Source organism: Halomonas sp. KHS3 (genome assembly GCF_000830495.1).
In the GTDB taxonomy this organism is placed as follows: Bacteria; Pseudomonadota; Gammaproteobacteria; order Pseudomonadales; family Halomonadaceae; genus Vreelandella; species Vreelandella titanicae.
Genome location: NZ_JWHY01000010.1, coordinates 36,850 through 53,818 on the forward strand (window position 1 = coordinate 36,850; position 16,969 = coordinate 53,818).

Annotated in this window: 16 protein-coding genes; 7 read left to right on the forward strand and 9 right to left on the reverse strand. The window is 53.1% G+C overall.

Annotation, left to right across the window (positions count from 1 at the left end):
• From RO22_RS19325 to RO22_RS19335, 3 genes are read left to right on the forward strand one after another with little or no spacing between them, the layout of a single operon-like run.
• Entirely contained in the window at positions 1-819 is an 819-nt protein-coding gene (locus RO22_RS19325; protein ID WP_027958417.1) for an SDR family NAD(P)-dependent oxidoreductase, read from the forward strand.
• A complete protein-coding gene (locus RO22_RS19330) occupies positions 819-1,823 on the forward strand; it encodes an alcohol dehydrogenase catalytic domain-containing protein (RefSeq protein WP_022522785.1) in 1,005 nt (334 codons plus the stop codon). The genes RO22_RS19325 and RO22_RS19330 overlap by 1 nt, the downstream gene beginning before the upstream one ends.
• Positions 1,816-3,105, forward strand: coding sequence for an MFS transporter (locus tag RO22_RS19335; RefSeq protein WP_022522786.1), 1,290 nt, complete (start codon positions 1,816-1,818; stop codon positions 3,103-3,105). Before RO22_RS19330 ends, RO22_RS19335 begins: the two co-directional genes overlap by 8 nt.
• A gap of 211 nt (positions 3,106-3,316) precedes the next feature.
• Here RO22_RS19335 and RO22_RS19340 read toward each other — a convergent pair whose 3' ends face one another.
• The 4 genes from RO22_RS19340 to RO22_RS19355 form a co-directional block, all read right to left on the reverse strand.
• Positions 3,317-3,628 carry a YqjK family protein gene (locus RO22_RS19340; RefSeq protein ID WP_022522787.1) on the reverse strand — a complete coding sequence of 104 codons (312 nt, stop codon included), beginning with the start codon at positions 3,626-3,628 and terminating at the stop codon, positions 3,317-3,319.
• Entirely contained in the window at positions 3,603-4,007 is a 405-nt protein-coding gene (locus RO22_RS19345) for a phage holin family protein (protein ID WP_022522788.1), read from the reverse strand. Before RO22_RS19345 ends, RO22_RS19340 begins: the two co-directional genes overlap by 26 nt.
• Positions 4,007-4,339: a YqjD family protein gene (locus tag RO22_RS19350; protein WP_022522789.1), complete on the reverse strand. Its 333-nt coding sequence runs from the start codon at positions 4,337-4,339 to the stop codon at positions 4,007-4,009. Before RO22_RS19350 ends, RO22_RS19345 begins: the two co-directional genes overlap by 1 nt.
• A 109-nt stretch (positions 4,340-4,448) precedes the next feature.
• Positions 4,449-5,480, reverse strand: a complete 1,032-nt coding sequence (locus RO22_RS19355) for a phospholipase A (RefSeq protein ID WP_022522790.1) — start codon at positions 5,478-5,480, stop codon at positions 4,449-4,451.
• Positions 5,481-5,695: 215 nt separating this feature from the next.
• Here RO22_RS19355 and mscK point away from each other — a divergent pair, with 215 nt between their 5' ends.
• Positions 5,696-9,010: a mechanosensitive channel MscK gene (mscK, locus tag RO22_RS19360; protein WP_411906791.1), complete on the forward strand. Its 3,315-nt coding sequence runs from the start codon at positions 5,696-5,698 to the stop codon at positions 9,008-9,010.
• Between the two features lie 20 nt (positions 9,011-9,030).
• On the opposite strand, the gene RO22_RS19365 is transcribed toward mscK, so the two are convergent.
• Genes RO22_RS19365 through RO22_RS19375 form a run of 3 tightly spaced genes read right to left on the reverse strand, consistent with a single transcriptional unit; the run spans position 9,031 to position 13,146 of the window.
• Positions 9,031-9,789, reverse strand: a complete 759-nt coding sequence (locus RO22_RS19365; protein ID WP_022522792.1) for a TlyA family RNA methyltransferase — start codon at positions 9,787-9,789, stop codon at positions 9,031-9,033.
• A 30-nt stretch (positions 9,790-9,819) separates the two neighbouring features.
• Positions 9,820-11,892, reverse strand: a complete 2,073-nt coding sequence (locus tag RO22_RS19370; protein WP_009287974.1) for a hypothetical protein — start codon at positions 11,890-11,892, stop codon at positions 9,820-9,822.
• Positions 11,893-11,922: 30 nt separating this feature from the next.
• Positions 11,923-13,146, reverse strand: a complete 1,224-nt coding sequence (locus tag RO22_RS19375) for an acetyl-CoA carboxylase biotin carboxylase subunit family protein (RefSeq protein WP_009287975.1) — start codon at positions 13,144-13,146, stop codon at positions 11,923-11,925.
• A gap of 208 nt (positions 13,147-13,354) precedes the next feature.
• On the opposite strand from RO22_RS19375, the gene RO22_RS19380 reads away from it, so the two are divergent.
• The 3 genes from RO22_RS19380 to RO22_RS19390 all read left to right on the forward strand — a co-directional run bounded on the left by RO22_RS19380 (position 13,355) and on the right by RO22_RS19390 (position 15,095).
• A complete protein-coding gene (locus RO22_RS19380; RefSeq protein ID WP_022522794.1) occupies positions 13,355-13,684 on the forward strand; it encodes a DUF1820 family protein in 330 nt (109 codons plus the stop codon).
• An 88-nt stretch (positions 13,685-13,772) separates the two neighbouring features.
• Entirely contained in the window at positions 13,773-14,408 is a 636-nt protein-coding gene (locus RO22_RS19385) for a TIGR04211 family SH3 domain-containing protein (RefSeq protein WP_009287976.1), read from the forward strand.
• A 54-nt stretch (positions 14,409-14,462) separates the two neighbouring features.
• Positions 14,463-15,095 carry a Thiopurine S-methyltransferase subgroup gene (locus tag RO22_RS19390; RefSeq protein WP_009287977.1) on the forward strand — a complete coding sequence of 211 codons (633 nt, stop codon included), beginning with the start codon at positions 14,463-14,465 and terminating at the stop codon, positions 15,093-15,095.
• A gap of 49 nt (positions 15,096-15,144) precedes the next feature.
• Here the strand turns inward: RO22_RS19390 and RO22_RS19395 are convergent, their stop codons facing one another.
• Together RO22_RS19395 and RO22_RS19400 are read right to left on the reverse strand one after the other, a co-directional pair.
• Positions 15,145-15,738: a YajG family lipoprotein gene (locus tag RO22_RS19395; RefSeq protein WP_027958420.1), complete on the reverse strand. Its 594-nt coding sequence runs from the start codon at positions 15,736-15,738 to the stop codon at positions 15,145-15,147.
• A 150-nt stretch (positions 15,739-15,888) separates the two neighbouring features.
• A complete protein-coding gene (locus tag RO22_RS19400; RefSeq protein WP_027958421.1) occupies positions 15,889-16,791 on the reverse strand; it encodes a DMT family transporter in 903 nt (300 codons plus the stop codon).
• Between the last annotated feature and the right edge of the window lie 178 nt (positions 16,792-16,969).

Below are 16,969 nucleotides of genomic sequence, written 5' to 3' on the forward strand. Positions count from 1 at the left end.
ATGCGTGTATTAGAGCAATTCAGCGTAGAAGGGCGTTCAGCCCTGATCACGGGGGGAGCCTCAGGTTTAGGACTTGCCTATGCCGAAGCGTTGGCAGAAAACGGAGCTAACGTGACACTAGCGGATATAAACATCGACGCAGCCGAATGTGAGGCACAAAGACTCCGTGACGAAGGCTGCAAGGTTCATGCTGTCCAGCTAGATGTCGCTGATCGAATGCAGACCAGTCGAGCCTTCGAAGAACATGTCCGCCAGTTTGGCAACTTGGATATTGTTTTTGCTAATGCGGGGATCGATCCTGGGGCAGGGTTTTGGAACCCTTCAGGAGGGCGAAATAGAGATGGTCAGATTGACGTTTTAGATCCAGCCCGCTGGGATAGAACAATTTCTATTAATCTGACGGGGGTCTTTAATACTCTGCGAGTGGCAGCTAAATACATGAAGCCACGGCGTCGAGGATCAATTGTTGTCACGTCCTCCAATGCTGCCTTTATTACAGAGCCTGTGGTCGGGCTTGCTTACATGCCTGCAAAAGCGGGAGTGTCCCATTTAGTACGTCAAGTTGCCTTAGAGTTGGCAGAGTTCCGGATCCGGGTCAACACTATCGCGCCCGGCGGTTTCGTAACCAACATTGGTGGTGGCTGGTTGAAAGACGAAGCAGTTCGCCAGGCCTGGAACGCCAAGGTACCTCTAGGGGAAATCGCTGATCCTGAACAGATCAAGGCACTGGCGCTATACCTAGCCTCTGACGCCTCTTCCTATATGACCGGTGCTCAATTGGTTATTGACGGAGGCACTTCTCTTGGGAGGGTGGGCTGATGCGTGCTGCCGTCTTTCAGGGGTTACACCAGCCTTTAGATGTTTGCGAACTTCCAGACCCTACACCAGGAGACGATGAGGTTGTCATCCAGGTGAAACGATGTGGAATTTGTGGCTCCGATCTCCATATGACTGAGGATCCCATTTTCGGCATTTGTCCTGGCGATGTGCTGGGTCACGAATATGCAGGCGAGATAGTCGCTTTAGGTCGAAAAGTCAGTGATGTATCTATAGGAGATCTTGTATCCGTTATACCTTTCCGAAGTTGCGGTTATTGCGCTGCATGCCGTTCTGGGAATCCTGCTTGGTGTCTAGATATGGCGTTGGAGGGAGGGGGATATGGTGAATATGCCGTCACCGCTGCGCGCCAGTGCGTACCTCTTCCTCTCAATGCAAGCATGGACGACGGTGCAATTGTAGAGCCTTTAGCCGTTGCTCTCCATGGTCTCCAGCTATCCGGCATGAAACCTGGTGACCGTGTCCTCATCCTTGGTGCTGGGCCTATCGGGTTAGCTGTCGCTTTTTGGGCGCGCCGCTTTGGCGCTCAGACGGTTGTCATACAGGATATTACCCGATACCAAGAACAACGTGCCTATGACATGGGGGCGACCGGTTTTGTTTGTGATCCATATCAACCCATTAAAGCTGCAGAGCGGTCACTTGGAGGTTCAGCAGACATAGTATTCGAGTGTGCGGGCGTTCCTGGTCTCATTGCGCAAGCCATTGAGCAGGTTCGCACGCACGGTACGATTCTGCTTCTTGGTTTATGCACTAAGCCTGACAGCTTTATACCCTTTAGTGCTTTATCAAAGGAAATACGCCTTCAAACTGCCGTTTTCTTCTCACGACGTGAATACGAAAGTGCGTTGGATATTCTCGATTCTGGCGTTGTAGAGCCTCGCCATTTAATCACCGAGACCGTGCCACTTAACAATGTGCCAACCGCATTTGAAGCGTTAAAAAAGCGCACCCATCAATGCAAGGTGTTAATAAGCCATGACTAACAATAATACAGCTACCCTGCCTAACACGCCCAATAACACTCGTTATCAAATCCTTTTAGTTACTCTATTGAGCCTTAACTTTGGCATTGTATTTTTTGACAGGAATGCACTTAACTTCCTGATGCCATTTGTTCAGCCAGAGTTGGCCTTGACAAACCTACAGATAGGCCTAACAGCCTCTGCGTTATCAGTCACCTGGGCAATATCTGGTTTAATATTTGGTGCAATGTCTGATCGAAGTGGCCGAAGAAAGATATTTTTGATCATGGCGACGATTGTGTTCTCTCTCTGCTCTTTTTTATCAGGTCTTGCCACCTCATTCTTATTGCTTCTCGGTGCTAGATTGCTTATGGGTGTTGCAGAAGGCCCTATCCTGCCTATATCGCAATCAGTAACGGCAATAGAAGTTACTCCTGAAAGGCGGGGCATTGCTATGGGGGTCATGCAGAACTTCGGGTCAAATTTATTGGGTTCTTTTGCTGCGCCGGTTGTCCTTGTGGCTGTTGCTTCTGCTTTTGGCTGGCGAGAGGCGTTTTTCCTTGCAGGGCTTCCAGGTCTTCTAGCCGCTGGACTCCTCTGGTGGTTAATGCGTGAACCGACAGCATCTTCAGTACCTATCGCAACGGGTGTGAATCAGTCCTGTCAGCGCCCAAGTCTCAAAGAGGTCTTCGCTCATCGAAATATGCTGCTATGTTCGCTTATTGCGGTGTTATTGATTGGATACTTAGTAACTTGCTGGTCTTTCATGCCAATTTACCTAACCAGTGTACGTGGTTATTCTGCTGAAACCATGGGGTGGCTGATGGGAACTTTAGGCATCTCGGCAGCGGTCGGAAGCTTCGTCGTCAGCGGTATCTCTGACAAAATTGGTCGTAAGCCAGTAATGGTAATTACCCCATTTATGGGGCTCATCCTCACCTTAAGCGCCATGTATTTTGATGGCTCGGCTATTATTCTGGCAGTGTTGTTTTTCTTTGGTTGGGCATTGAACGGCATCTTTCCGCTTTTTATGGCCACCGTTCCCTCTGAAACCGTCGATTCGCGCCATATTGCAACAGCCCTGGGTTTTGTAATGGGTATTGGTGAGATATTGGGAGGTGGGGTTCTACCGGCGCTAGCAGGCGCTGCGGCAGATAGTGTTGGCCAATCCGCACCGTTGTGGTTAATGAGCGCTATTTGTGTGATTGCTGGAGTCCTGGCTTTGGGGCTCAAAGAGACCGCACCAGCAGTTCTGGTTAAGCGTGCTCAGGCGCCTGATGTTTCGGCATCTTTCAGCAGTTAGTCGCTAAATACCGATAATCACACAAGAAGCTCAGCTTTCGGGCCAAATGTGTCGGGTATAAAGCGAATAGCGAGCTATTTAACGAAAGTGATCAAATTAAGTTGGCCGACAGGCCAGAATTTTTCACTGAGTGGCCGCCTTAAACGATGTTTGGCTAATCTCCGCTCGCTGGCTTCTAAGGTACAGTCAGCGAGCCGCACAGCCGTCCAAATTAACTAGCCACTTTGGCTAATAATTTAAGTTTTTTGAGTAGCATATAGCCCGCAAGGACTTTTCTACCTGCCGCCATTGCTCCACCTGGGTGGCGCATCAGCTTGAATGCAGCAAAGCCACCAATGGCGTAAAGCGGCAGCTTGAAGCTTTGCCAGTTTCTATCCAGTGGTGAGGCGGCTTGCTGTAAAAATTCGCTATCGACCAAAATATCCACGCGCTGCTGCTCTAGCTCGGCTAACAAAAGCGCTTTGCGTTCAGCGCGGCTGAGCGGTTTGGTTGGTGGCTTAGCGGTGTCTGCGGATGGTTTCATCACTTGGCTCCTCAAGCAGTGCTCGATCAGCAGCAAGCTGTTTGAGTGTTTCTTTTAACAGAGAGTGTTGCTTGGACTGGCGAATCGCAATAACCGCGAGTAGCAAACTGGCGCCGATCAGCACACCTGCACTGATGGCAATGGCGGTTAAGCGATAGGTATCCCAGAATATAACCACTACCAGTGCCGTCAAAGTGGCAATACCCAACAAGAGCAGCAGTAAGCTAGCTCCTGCCAGAAGAAGTAGAACCAGTAAGCGAGCACGCTCCTCTTCTAACTCAAACACCGCCAAACGCAGGCGGGTTTCGCTATTCGCAATCAGCGATTTCAGCAAGCGTTTGGCGGCAGAGAAGACGCGTTGGGTGGGGCCCAAAGCCATTAGCGACGACCGAGCAGCATACCCACAACCATACCTACTGCGGCACCAATGCCAATACTCGTCCAGGGGTTTTCATGGACGTAGCGATCACACGCATCGGCCTGATGAGTCAGCGAGTCGCGGGTTTCGTCATAAATACGCTCGCCACGAGCTTCAAGACGTGCACGAGTGTCTTTCAAACGACGTTCGGCGCGAGTACGTAGATCGTTCATCTCTCCGCTGGCATCTTTAGCGGTCGCATTGACCAGCTCTTCAACGGTTTCACTCAAGTGGCGCAGATCATCTTTGAGTTGATCGGCTTGAGTAGAGTAGGTGGGTTGACGTTTAGCCATGGAGTCTTCCTTTGACGAGTGAATGATTGGGCTACTAACTATTAGTTACTGTATTTTTGCTGCTGACTACAAGCATAGCAGCCAGCTAGTAACAGACAAGCAAATGCGTCTATCGGTTCAGCCCTGTCGCACTAAATAAGGGATTTAAACTAAACCCAAGGCTCAAGCGGTGCACGCGATGATCATAATCGATCATGCTTTCACCATATCCGTAGTAGTACTGTACATGCGCTCGCAAGCTGTTGAAAGCGGGCCAGCTGTAATCAATCTGGGTGCCGATATTGCCAGCGCTGGGATTGCCGCGTAACTGACCGCTCACTTCATGGTTATTATTGAGACGCTTGGCGAGGCGAATATCGCCGTATCCCATGTAGCGTTCGATATCCGGGTTGTCGTCATCCTCTGAGGATTCCGGTACCCGCCAGTGGGGTGCCAGGGTGAACGCCCAGTCGCCGCGCTGGAAGGTGCTTTCAAGGTATACCCGGTTCCAACTGCGCGAGAGAGGATCTGAGCGACCATTAGACTGGTGATTGAGAGATACTCGGTTGCGGGTATTCACCCAGCCAAGCGCTTCCCAGGCATTGTCAAAGTCGATAAACACTTCCGGCTCGTAGTTGGTTTCCCTAAAGGGTGATGAGGCGTCGGTATTATAAGCCTGCCACCAACTGCGCTGGGTGTAGCCAAAGTAGACGTCGCCGTAGTTACCGAATACCTGTTCAGCCAGATTAACCTTGGCACTGAACTGGAATTTTAACTCCACGCGATCTGCGGGGGTGCCGTTAGCCACCGTGCGGAAACTTTCACGATTTTGGTTAGCATTGTAACTAACAGGGAACAGATAGTTGGTGCGGTGGGTGGTGATTGAAAACGGATTCCGGGTTGATTCCTGCTCAAGTTCACGGCGATCGCTTAAATCTTCCCTTGCAGCCTCTTCAGGCAACTGTTCAAACGGTATGTCTAGCGCGGCGTCTTCGGGATTTTCTATCTGCTGCAACTGTTGATGCAGATCATACAGTTCAGCATTGAGGGCACGGATACGCGCCTCAATCTCTTGCTGAGACTCGGCAACGGCATTCACACTAAACGTAGCAAGGCTCAGCAGAACAATAAGTTTCGTCAACGGCAATTTTCGGGTGACCATCAAGGTGACTCGCAAAATGAAGGAATAAGTAAACGCCAAGCTTGTTTCTATCACGCCGCCTGTGGAAGTCAACACCTCTGATTGCGCTGACCATCAGAACGCCTGACAATAACCTCATTCTCCGTCTCTGCGGAGCATTTGATGCCAGCGAGGCCCTAAGTAACGTGTTGATACGTAACGTGGTGAGATGCGCCTGTAAGTGGAGTATAACCTGTTTGTTGCTGCTGCTTGTCATGAGCAGTGTCGCTATTAATCCAGCCTACGCTGCGCTTCAGACCAATATGCTGGAGCGGGTGCCCGAGCAGGCTGAATTGGCATCAAGGCTTGCTCAGTTAGAAGCCCTTGAAGAACCCTTGACCGCCCAGCAGGCCAACGATAAAGAGGCCCTGGAAGCGGCCCTCGAAGCTTATGAGCGGCTGGCTTCTGTTGACGAGCGTCTTGCCGCGCTAGATACCCGGGTAGAACAAGCCCCTGAAATGTTAGCACGCCTGCAGCGCGAGTTGAGCGAAGCGGAAGAAGCTTCGCAGCAGCTAACGGTTGCCGACTTGAGCGACCGCCCCCTCGACGAGCTGGAAACGTTGCAAACTAACGCCGTGGTCGAGTTGCAGCAGTTGCAAAGCCAATTGGCGGAAGTGAACTCGCAACTGTTAGCCGCTCAAACACTCCCTGAGCGGGCCCAGCAATCCATTGCGGAAACCCTTCAGCGCGCGGAAAGTTTACGCCGACAGCACGATGAGCGCGAGGCTTTGCTGGCGGATCGTCAACTTTCTGCCCTTAGCGATGCGCAACTGATCCAATTACGCCTTGAACGGGCGCTGGCCGAACGCGAAGTAAGCTTTTATCAGCGCGAGCTAAGCGCTAACAGCCGCCTGCGCGAATTAGCTCAGGAGCGGCGCGATGTGCTGATGCTGCAGGTCGATTATCAAGAGCAGCAGCTAACGATGTTACAAGGGGTGATTGATCGGCAGCGTCGGTTGGCCTCTGAACAAGCCATTGCCGACGCTGCCAGGGATAACCCGCTGATCGCCGCGGGACATCCGGTGGTGGTGCAAGCGCAGCAAACCAACCAGACCCTAAGCCTGGAGCTGCTACGGGCAACCGACCGTGCTAACACTGTTGTGCGTGACAATATTGAAGCCCAGCGGCAGTTGGAGAACGTGCGTCAGCTACAGCGTAGCCTTAATGAGCAAATCGAGGCTATTCGCGGCAGTCAACTGCTGTCGCGAATTCTGCGCGAACAGCGCAAGTCGCTGCCTCCGTTGTCTGCGCCCCGGGATTTGCAGGACGAAATTGCCGACCTGCGCTTAAAGCAGTTTGATTTAGTCCGCCAGCGCGATCAGCTACGCCAAAGCGAACAGTATGCTGCTACGCGGCTGTCCGAGGAGGGCATAGAGGCGACGCCGGGACTGATCGATTCCCTTTCGCAGCTTTATCAATCCCGCCGTGAGCTGGTCGAGCAGTTGGAACAGTCTTACGGCAGCTTATTAAGTGCGGCGATTGAGCTTCAGCTCAACCAGCAGCAGCTGGTCACAACGACCAGTGAGCTGCGTAAAACCATTGATGAGCAGCTGTTTTGGGTTGCTAATAGTCGCCCTTTGGATATCAATTGGCTGCGTCAATTGCCCCGCAACCTCCAGCTGGAGTGGCAGGAAGGGGAGTGGCGAGCCATTTTACCCACTCGCTGGAAAGGGCTCTCTTGGGAGGTGCTCAGAGGGGCGCCCCTGATGGTATTAAGCCTGGTATTAATCGGGTCACGACGCCAGATTAAAGCCCGATTGGACAAACTGCACTCGCAGATTGGTCGGTTAAAAAGCGATACCCAGCTGCATACCCCCAAAGCGGTGCTGCTGAATGCGCTGCTAGCGCTCTCCGGCCCGCTGGCCTTGGCCGGGGTTGGGGTTGGGCTCTTGGGAGCAACTGGGCCATTGGCTAATAGCGTTGCCCCTGCGCTGCTTCAGTTGGCGTTAAGTTGGGCGGTGGTCGCCTGGGGCCGCAGGTTATTGGTCGCCGATGGCGTGGCCGAGCGCCACTTTACCTGGTCTGCGCACTACAACGCTCGGTTACGCCAGCTGTTAGGTGGGTTAGGCATTTCCTTGGTGCCTGTCATAGCCATTGCGGCGATGTCTGGAGAGATGGAAACCCCGCTGGCACTGCGTCCCGTTGCGTTGGGGTTGCTGTCGCTTGGGTTGTTGGCGATGAGCTGGTGGCTGGCGCAGTTGATACTGGCGCATATCCCTATTTTTGGCGTGCGCCTGTTTCGCTTGCTGTTGGGGCTTGCGATGGCCTCGGTGCCGCTGATGCTGTTGGGATTGGTAGTCTGGGGCTACGAATACACCGCGTTGCACCTAGTGGGGCGATTCGCGATCACGCTTTACTTGCTGGGGTTATGGGTTGTGGTGGAGGCGACCTTGGTAAGAAGCCTTGCGGTGGCTGCAAGGCGGCTTGCCTATCGCCGTGCTCTGGCGCGCCGTCGTGCTCAGGTGCAGGAAGGGGCGGAAGGTGGTCTCGAAGTCGTGGAAGAGCCGCCGCTGGATATGGAGCAGATCAATAGCCAGTCGCTGCGGCTTTCCAAGTTGATTGTCTTGATCGGCTTCAGTGCGCTGCTTTATTTGGTCTGGTCAGACTTGCTCTCGGTGCTCGGCTATTTGGACAACGTGTCATTGTGGGAGGCGCAAGAAGGGGATCTGGTCGATAACGCTCTATCGATATCCGACGTCTTTGCTGCACTGCTGATTGTCGCTATTACCTTTATCATGGCAGGCAATCTACCCGGCCTGTTAGAAGTGATGGTGCTATCCCGGCTGTCATTGAAACAGGGCAGCGCCTATGCCATTAGCTCGCTGCTCTCCTACACCATTGTGGGTACGGGGATTGTCATGGGGCTGTCGACCCTGGGCGTTTCCTGGGACAAGCTGCAGTGGCTGGTGGCCGCCTTGAGTGTGGGGTTGGGGTTTGGCTTGCAGGAAATTTTTGCCAACTTTATATCGGGCTTGATCATCCTGTTTGAGCGCCCGATTAGGATTGGCGATACGATTACCCTGGGAAATTTGCACGGCACCGTCAGCCGTATCCGTATCCGTGCGACCACTGTCACCGATTTCGACCGTAAAGAGATTATTATCCCCAATAAAACCTTTGTGACTGACCAACTGATCAACTGGTCATTGTCGGATAATATCACCCGTGTTGTGCTCACCTACGGTGTGGCCCACGGCTCCGATATGGCCAAGGTGCACCAGCTATTACGTAAGGTGGCGGACGAAAACCCCCGAGTGCTAACCGACCCAGAGCCTCAGGTTTTCTGTTTAAGCTATGGACAGCACAGCCTCAATTTTGAACTGCGTATTTTCGTCAATGATCTGCTCGACCGGCTGTTTGCTGCCGATGAAATCAACTGCCGTATAGATGCGCTGTTTCGCGAAGCGGGTATACGCGTGGCGTTTGAGCAGATGGATGTGTGGCTACACCCTGAGCAAGGCGAGGAGGTTAAAGTGCAGTCGGCGAATCAGTTGCCCCCTGCGTCTACGTAATGCACTTTAAGCTCTCTTTTTTAAGGCTCTTTTACTGCATGCAGGAGAAATTCTCGGTTGCCGTCGCCACCGGTGATCGGGCTCTCCTGCCAATGTTGAATGGTAAGTCCGCAGGCGTCGCAACTGCGACGAATGTTGGCCTCCACTTCTGCAAAGCGTTTAGCGTCGCGTACCACGCCACGTTTATCCAGGGCGCCAGGGCTTAGCTCAAACTGCGGTTTCACCAGCGAAATCAACTGACCGCCCGCTGGCAGCAGGGCAGCAATCTCGGGCAGAATCAGCGTTTGCGATATAAACGACACATCCATGATGGCGCTATCAATGGGGAAAGCAGCAAGCGCGCTATTGAGGGCTTCGCTACTACTCATCGAGCGCGCATTTATCCCCTCTAGACAGGTGACGCGTGGGTCGCTGCGCAACTCAGGTGCAAGCTGTCCGTGGCCAACCTCTACACCAATCACATGGTGGGCGCCAAAGTGCAGCGCACAGTCGCTGAAGCCGCCGGTTGATTGACCAATGTCGAGCACAACAGCGTCATCAAAACGCAGCTCAAGCGCTGTGAGCACCGCCTCTAATTTCAACCCTGCTCGGGACACATAGCGCTCTTCGGGATCGTCCTCTACTTCAAACCGGGTATCGTCGGGCCATTTTTCGGATGCTTTGGTTAACGGCTTACCGTTCTCGGCAAGCCGTATCCGCCCGTGCCGAATAAGCCTTTGGGCGCGGGTACGCGAGTTGGCCAGCCCCTGGATGACCAACAATTGATCGAGTCGCATCATAGTGATTGAAAGTGTCGCTAAGCGTACTTGTTACCCTTCGTCGCGAGGCGTTTCGGGTAGCGGTGAATGGGGGAGGGTTGAGTTGGAGCCTTGATCCGCCTGTAGCTCGGTAGGTGGAAGGCGCGAGGCTCCCCAGCTCCGATGCAGGAAGTGTCTGACATTTTCCACCTCTTCGCTGGTGACGTCGGCGATGTCAACGCGCTCCAGGGGATCATAGTGGTAAATATACAGCCGCGATGCAAAGCGCTCAAAAGGCAGCGAGGCTTCGCCAAAACGTTCACCATTGCCCGATGTACTCACAATGACGCCATCGCCCCAATCCTGCCCGCTATCATTGTTGGGATTATAGAAGTAAACCCGCATAACATCAGAGGGGTCGAGAGAGGCCCGCAAAATAGTAATCGCGTGCCAGCCGATAAAACGCGCCGCGCTATCGGTGACCGCAATGCCCGCTGGCTGAGGGTGAATCAGCGGCTGGTTGCCATTGTAATAAGGGTGATAGTAAGCGAAGAAGTGGCGTATAAAGTCGTCCACATCGCTTAGTTGACCGGTGGCAACGTCGACATTGATGCGAAAGCCGCGGCCAGACCACCAGCCGTGAAATTCAGGATTCACCCAGCGGTGAGGGTCACCTTCACGGCCAATGCAGCGCCGGCCCATTTCGGCATAAATTCGATCCAAGTGCGGCACGACAATCAGCGAAACCGGGTCGAGATCGATGGGTAACTGGGTCGCCACACCTGAGAGACTCGCCATTGATGAAATGGCTTGTCCTTCAAAATGCATAATGATTTCGTCATCCCGGGCAGCCCAGGCCACCATCTGCAGCAGGTAATCTGGGTCGTTATAGGCCCACATGGAGAGTGCCCGTGCCGACTGGCAGGTAGGGTTGTTGCCCTGACCAACGCCTAGCGGTAATCCCAGCATGCAGAGTACGCCCTCTATCAAGCGTGCCCGGGGAGAAACAGTGTCGCCATAGGCCATGGAGAGTCGCGACTGTGCCCACTCTGATAGCGGTAGATTAAGCTGACGCCACATTGCCGGTGCTACCGGCGGCTGATAGAGAATGCCGCGTTCAAGCATCAGCGCCAGGCCGTAAACCGCTTGAGCGGTAGCAGGGTAAACGCCGCCACGAATTAGCGCTTGAACAAGCTCGCGGTAGCAGAGCAGGCAGTCGCGGCCGGTAGATGAAAGGCCCAGTGCTTCGGAGAGTAAGTGATCCCCCTCTTCGAGTAGATGACGCAGTAATACGGCGTGATATGGCGATACCAGGCCGGTGTCGTGCATCGCCCGGGCGAAACCGGTGGATTCAGCCTGCAAAGCAGCCTGATCCATACGTTCTAACCGATCACGGTAAACGTCGACCCCAGGGTCTTCACGACAGGCTTGAGTTGGGCCATAAAGCGAACTCACCAGGCGGTCGGCGCCCTGGCCGCTGGCGCCAAGATCAATTTCCGGGTTGGCCTGACACAGCGCAATTTGGGTGATCATCTGTTTGATCGAATCAACCTGAATAGGGCGCTGTTTTAAAATGCGCCAAATCTCATCGATCAGGCGATCAACAATGTGCTCGTAGCCGATGCGCTCGGCTAAATGCTGGAAAAGCTGGCGGGGAATAGTGGCCAGGCGCCCCTGGGTTTCCCGCTCCGCTTCGCTGGGCGGTAAAAACAGTAGCCACAAATTGATCGCCATTACCTGAGTCAGGTAATGGTGAGCATGCTCTGCGGACACCAGTGGATGCTCAAAATTGCCTTTAGCCACAGCTAGGAGCCGAAGCTCGCTTAGCGCCTCAATGACGACAACATTGGCATCCGCGCTTTTCAGCGAGAAGGTTGTCAGAGTCGGCACCAAATATTGGGGTGTTTCCCAATCGGAGCCCAAAAATACACCGGAGTCCTCAAACGCTTGCGCGCGGGTCTCCAGTGCTGCACAACCGCCGTCCTGAAGCAGTACTCGACGCGCAGTGTCCATCACACGCGGCAGCTTGGCGGGTTTTGAGAAGGCGGGCGCCTGGGTAAGCAGGCGAACGGCGTCATCAAATTTGCTCAACAATCCATTGAGCTTGCTATCTTCTTGAGAAGACGTCACTTGATCTGTCTCCACGGTGACTCCTTATCCCAGCGTTAGCGGGGATTATACATAGAAGTCGAGGTCTTCTTGGCGTTTTAGCAGATCGCGAATCGTATGCGCATCCTCGCCTTTGAAGTAGACCAGACCCCAATGGGTACCAAACGCGGTGCGTTTAGTAACGGTTTCTTCTACTGGTGAGGTTAGCTCATGAGACTCGAAGTAGGGGTGATCTTCGGTCTCTTCGGGAATTTCCAAGCGGCTGACCACACGACGGCGGGGGTAAACGCCAAAGCAACCGGCAAAGCCATCGGCATCGACCACTTCTTTCGGAAAGAACGTGGCCACTTCTTCTTTCGTGGTTTTCGGGTCGAACACCAGCATGGAAGCCTGGTAAGCATTGAAGCCGTAAACACGCTCTAGCAGCTCGAATACCTTGAAGCCGGGCGGACGGTAAGCTACTTCGCCAAAGTACATCTCACCATCGCTGGTGACAAAGTATTCCGGATGGATCAAGCCAAACTCAATGTCGAACGCTTTAATTAACTTCTCGATCTGTTGGGTGATCTGCTCGCGGTAAATCTCAAGTTCAGGCGATGCGGGCACAAACACTGAGTAACCCAGCGTCACGTACTCTGAGATGTTCAAGAAAGCGATTTTGCCATCGTGAACCCATGCTTCAACGGCAAATTCCCAGCCATCCAGGTGCGATTCCATCAGTACCGGGAACTCTTCTTCCGGGATGGTATCGACTTCATCTGGGGTACGAATAACGCGATGACCAAGACAGCCTGCTTTATCAAACGCTTTAAGGTGAATCGGGTCGTTGGGGTCGCCGTCCAGCTTAAGCAGTGTCTGGTTAACGCGCTTTAGGAAGCGCACGACATCTTCTTTATCGTGGGCTTCTTCAAAAATACCCACACGGATGCCGCCGAGTTGGGCGCGACGCTTCATCAACGCTTTATCGCGTAGCAGCAACGACTGACCGTAAAGGCGCGGGTTATCCAGTAGCACAGAGTTGATGGCCCCGGCCCATTCAACGGTCTCTTCGTAGAGCGGAATGGCGACATCGACGCCTTTCTCTTTAAGCGTCTCGGCAATTTCCATCGAGCGGTCATTGAGTCGCTCGAAATTCCAAGGCACGTAGGGAATGTCGTGTTTTTGGCAATACTCTTCCGCCCAATCAGGTGCAACGACAATGTAGCGACGGTCAAAATTTTCGGCCGCTTCAATCGCATTGAGGCTCCAGCCTAACAGAGCGATATAGCCCTTATTTGGATCCTTCTGCATGTTGATGACTCCTACTTGGTGAAAAAATATTATTGCTAAACCACGCTAGCTACCATACATGAGAGGCGCATGCCCGGCTAATGAGCGCTTTGTCCGTCGTATTAACGCTAAGCTTGCTAAGGGTTAAGCCTAAAGGCGCGGCGATGGGAATATGGTAAGCTAGGCGGTTCAACTTTTAATGTACGAATGGCAAGAGGATTAGGCCAAGATGGCGGCCAAGCCGATCTACCGTGTGGTGGTCCACCAGCAGGGTGAAATTTGGGATTTATACGTCCGAGAAATCTTTCAAAGCGAACTCTGGGGCTTTATTGAAGTCGAGGAGTTTGTCTTTGACGATGCTTCACGGGTAGTGGTTGACCCTGCAACTGAAAAATTGCAACGAACCTTCGATGGCGTCAAGCGTAGCTACCTACCGTTAAATGCGATTGTGCGCATTGATGAAGTAGAGCGCGAAGGACCATTGAAAGCGGTCAAAACCGATACTCGGGTAGCGGAGTTCCCCCGTCCCTTTCCGTTGCCCCCGCGCGGAGAAGGGTAAGCGTATGAGACAAGCGCACCGCTAAGTTAGGCGATAAGCGCTGTTGGCTTCGTCCGCCTTGCAGCGTTTTTAATCAGGACATGATGTCATGCTAGTAAATAGAACTCGTTATCGAAATTACGCCGCTGCGGCTGGCATTTTACTCAGTGTTACCAGCCTCAATGCCACTGCCCAATCTGCTAACCAAGCCTGGGTGACCGATGAACTGAGCACCTATGTGCGCAGCGGCCCAACTGATGGTTACCGCATTATTGGCACGCTCAACGCAGGCGAGCAGGTAGAGGTGCTGGAAACCAGCGGTGACTACACCCGAGTGCGCAACAGTGATGGCAATGCGGTCTGGGTGTTGAGCAATGAGCTTCAAGAAACACCCAGTGCGGTTGAACAGCTACCTGCGTTAGAAGCCCAGGTAGAGGAACTCACCGCCGAGCTTGAGGGCATCAATGAAACCTGGGAACAGCGTACGGCCTCAATGACTGAGACTCTAGAGTTGCGTGAGAGTCGCATTGCCGAGCTTGAGGCCAGCAACCAAGAACTGGATGCGCAAGCGGAGCAGTCCCGCCGGCAAGTTAGGGCGCTTCAAGCGCGGCTGGAAACCCAGGAGGAAGACCTGCTGATGCGTTACTTCATGTATGGCGGCGGTGTGGCTGGCGCAGGCTTGTTGGTGGGACTGATTGTGCCGCACCTACCGCGGCGGCGTAAAAAGCGTGACCGCTGGTTTTAACGGCGCGATAAGCCTCCTCTTCGCTAGTGCAATCGACTTCACGGTGGCCAAATAATGAGCGATCAATGGCGCAAGCGCTGGCAAGAAGGGCGTATAGGCTTTCACCTGCAGCAGGCACACCCGGCGTTGCTGCGTCATTGGGCGTCGCTCGGCGTTGCTAAAGGCACCAAGGTATTGGTGCCGCTGTGCGGTAAAAGCCTTGATATGCGCTGGTTGGCAGACGAGGGTTATCCCGTTCTGGGAATTGAGTTTGCCCCGGAAGCCATTGAGCAGTTTTTGGCTCAGCGCAGCACATCGGTATCCCGCTACCGTCAGGCAGATTTTACGATTTCCCGCCAAGGCAGCGTGGAGCTATGGTGCGGGGACTTTTTTCACCTGCATATCCAGCAAGCCGCCGAGATCGGGGCGTTTTATGATCGCGCCTCGCTGATAGCGTTGCCACCTGCAACAAGGCAGCGCTATGCGTTTCACCTTGCTCAGTTGGTGCCGCCTGGTGCCAAGGGGTTGCTGATTAGTTTGTCGCATCCTGAGGGCAGTGCTGGGCCGCCTTATAGCGTGCCCAACAGCGAAATCGAAAGCCTGTTCACCCCCAACTTCATACTGACGTTTCTGGAACAGGGCAGCCCCGATGAGCGTGGCCGAACGGAAAGCGTATGGGCACTTGAACGACGCGGGCCGCGGCTCTAGGAGTAAAGAGGCGCAGCCCGAGTCAGAGGTGTTTCTATAAAGGGTAATCTTAGCGTGCGAGTAAATTGGCCAGTTCTGGATCGCTAAAGGCGCGGTTCATGCCATCGCTAAGTAGGTCGCTAAGCATCCGTGCGTTGCTGTCGGCATCGGGCTTAAGGGCGTAGCCCTGGGTACGGCGCGAGGTGTAGGTGCCCGTATAGGTAGTGCCCTTGTTTTTAGCAATAGCGCGGAAAACGCCTTCAAGACGTGCTTCATCTACCAGTGGCTGGCCGCTGTCGCCACGGGCGTAGTGCAGGCTGGCAAGTTCCAGGGTTAAGCTCGGGCGGCCTTCGGCCTGCTCGGTGGTGGGGCTAAAGCCCATATCGCGTACCGCGCGCTCAGCTTCTTCTTGGAGACGGGGAATTAACTCGTGGCTGCTCACGGTAATGTGCGCCGTCGACATACCACCACCTGCTCGATTGCCAATAATGTCGCTCTCGCGTCCATCCTGGGCAATCACAGTCACCTGCTGGCCTGAGCCAACTTGCGGCACCTGGGTACTGCGTTCAGGGCTGAGCTGTAAGTATTGGGGGCTTGCGCAACCAGCAAGCCATGCACTGGCAAGCAGTACACCCGAAATCCGTAAAAAGTGACGCCGAAGCATGGTCTTCCTCCGCTATGGCTAAAACGCCAGTATAACGCGGGTAGCGCGTTGGCGGTATGTTCTGGCGATGTGGCTTTGCTCAATCACTTCCGATGTCTCACTGTATATTGCCTTTGCACACCGTTGTGAATGCGAAAGCAGTGAAACAAGCTAGCCCGTTAGGCTGTTTTTTTGAGAATCGGGACTCACGATTAGCCAAACGGAAAGTAAAACGATCAAAGAGCCAAGTAAGAATCCGCTGGAAATTGTTTCATCAAGGATTAAAAAGCCCCATAACACCGCGAAGGGTGGCACCAAGAATGTAACGGTGAGTGACCGTAACGGCCCAATGTCGGCAATCAATCTAAAATAAAGGATATAAGCGAGGGAGGTGCATAAAAAGCCGACTGCGAACAGGCTGATCCACACATCACCTTGAAGCCAGTCGATAGTGGGGCCAGATGAAATATTCCAAAGCAAAAAAGGGCTGAGAAAAGCGGTAGCGCCTATTTGACTGCCAAACGCAACCAGCGTTGAATCCAGGCCACCCTGTTGGGTTATCCACTTGCGGGTAAGAAAGCCAGCAAAGCCGTAACCAATAGTGGCTATCATGCAGGCAGCCACGCCAATATAGATGTTGCCAACGATACTTGAGTCACCCACAGTGGTGATAACAGTGATGCCAACAATTCCTAGCGTTACGCCCAGCCATTTTTTTATAGTTAAACTCTCGCTAAAGATAAAAAAGCCAATCATGGCACCTGTTAAAGGCGTTGTCGCATTTAGAATCGCTGAATAGCCAGTAGGTAGTAGTGTTGCTGCTATGCTGTACATAAGAAATGGGATGCCTGAATTTATAGCACCCAAAATCAAAATTTTGCCTAGTTTGCCTCTGAACGCCAGACTTTTACGTATGATAACGATGATAAAAGCCAAACCAATGAGGCCAAAAAAGACTCTAAAAAATGCTGTGTTGATTGGGCCTATCGCCGGTGAGGCGATTCTCATAAAAAGGAAGCTTGCTCCCCAGATAGCGGCTAGCGACAGCAGTCGTATATAGTCTATTGCTCTCATTTTATGTCCCTTTTCAAGATTTTCTCTTAGCCTCAAGCCGCTAAGTGATGGTTGGCTTTTTTAAGTTTTTTACCTGGAGTGGTCAGGGTGTGTCTTGGTTTTTTGCTCCATGGCAATGCAGTATTGGCTTTTGATAGCATCGAAAAAACCCGTTTCTTGCTCTTGTTACGTGTTTTTA

Coding starts and splice junctions, on each gene's coding strand:
- RO22_RS19325 (WP_027958417.1), top strand. CDS start 1: ATGCGTGTATTAGAGCAATTCAGCGTAGAAGGGCGTTCAGCCCTGATC.
- RO22_RS19330 (WP_022522785.1), top strand. CDS start 819: ATGCGTGCTGCCGTCTTTCAGGGGTTACACCAGCCTTTAGATGTTTGC.
- RO22_RS19335 (WP_022522786.1), top strand. CDS start 1,816: ATGACTAACAATAATACAGCTACCCTGCCTAACACGCCCAATAACACT.
- RO22_RS19340 (WP_022522787.1), bottom strand. CDS start 3,628: ATGAAACCATCCGCAGACACCGCTAAGCCACCAACCAAACCGCTCAGC.
- RO22_RS19345 (WP_022522788.1), bottom strand. CDS start 4,007: ATGGCTTTGGGCCCCACCCAACGCGTCTTCTCTGCCGCCAAACGCTTG.
- RO22_RS19350 (WP_022522789.1), bottom strand. CDS start 4,339: ATGGCTAAACGTCAACCCACCTACTCTACTCAAGCCGATCAACTCAAA.
- RO22_RS19355 (WP_022522790.1), bottom strand. CDS start 5,480: ATGGTCACCCGAAAATTGCCGTTGACGAAACTTATTGTTCTGCTGAGC.
- RO22_RS19365 (WP_022522792.1), bottom strand. CDS start 9,789: ATGATGCGACTCGATCAATTGTTGGTCATCCAGGGGCTGGCCAACTCG.
- RO22_RS19375 (WP_009287975.1), bottom strand. CDS start 13,146: ATGCAGAAGGATCCAAATAAGGGCTATATCGCTCTGTTAGGCTGGAGC.
- RO22_RS19380 (WP_022522794.1), top strand. CDS start 13,355: ATGGCGGCCAAGCCGATCTACCGTGTGGTGGTCCACCAGCAGGGTGAA.
- RO22_RS19385 (WP_009287976.1), top strand. CDS start 13,773: ATGCTAGTAAATAGAACTCGTTATCGAAATTACGCCGCTGCGGCTGGC.
- RO22_RS19390 (WP_009287977.1), top strand. CDS start 14,463: ATGAGCGATCAATGGCGCAAGCGCTGGCAAGAAGGGCGTATAGGCTTT.
- RO22_RS19395 (WP_027958420.1), bottom strand. CDS start 15,738: ATGCTTCGGCGTCACTTTTTACGGATTTCGGGTGTACTGCTTGCCAGT.
- RO22_RS19400 (WP_027958421.1), bottom strand. CDS start 16,791: ATGAGAGCAATAGACTATATACGACTGCTGTCGCTAGCCGCTATCTGG.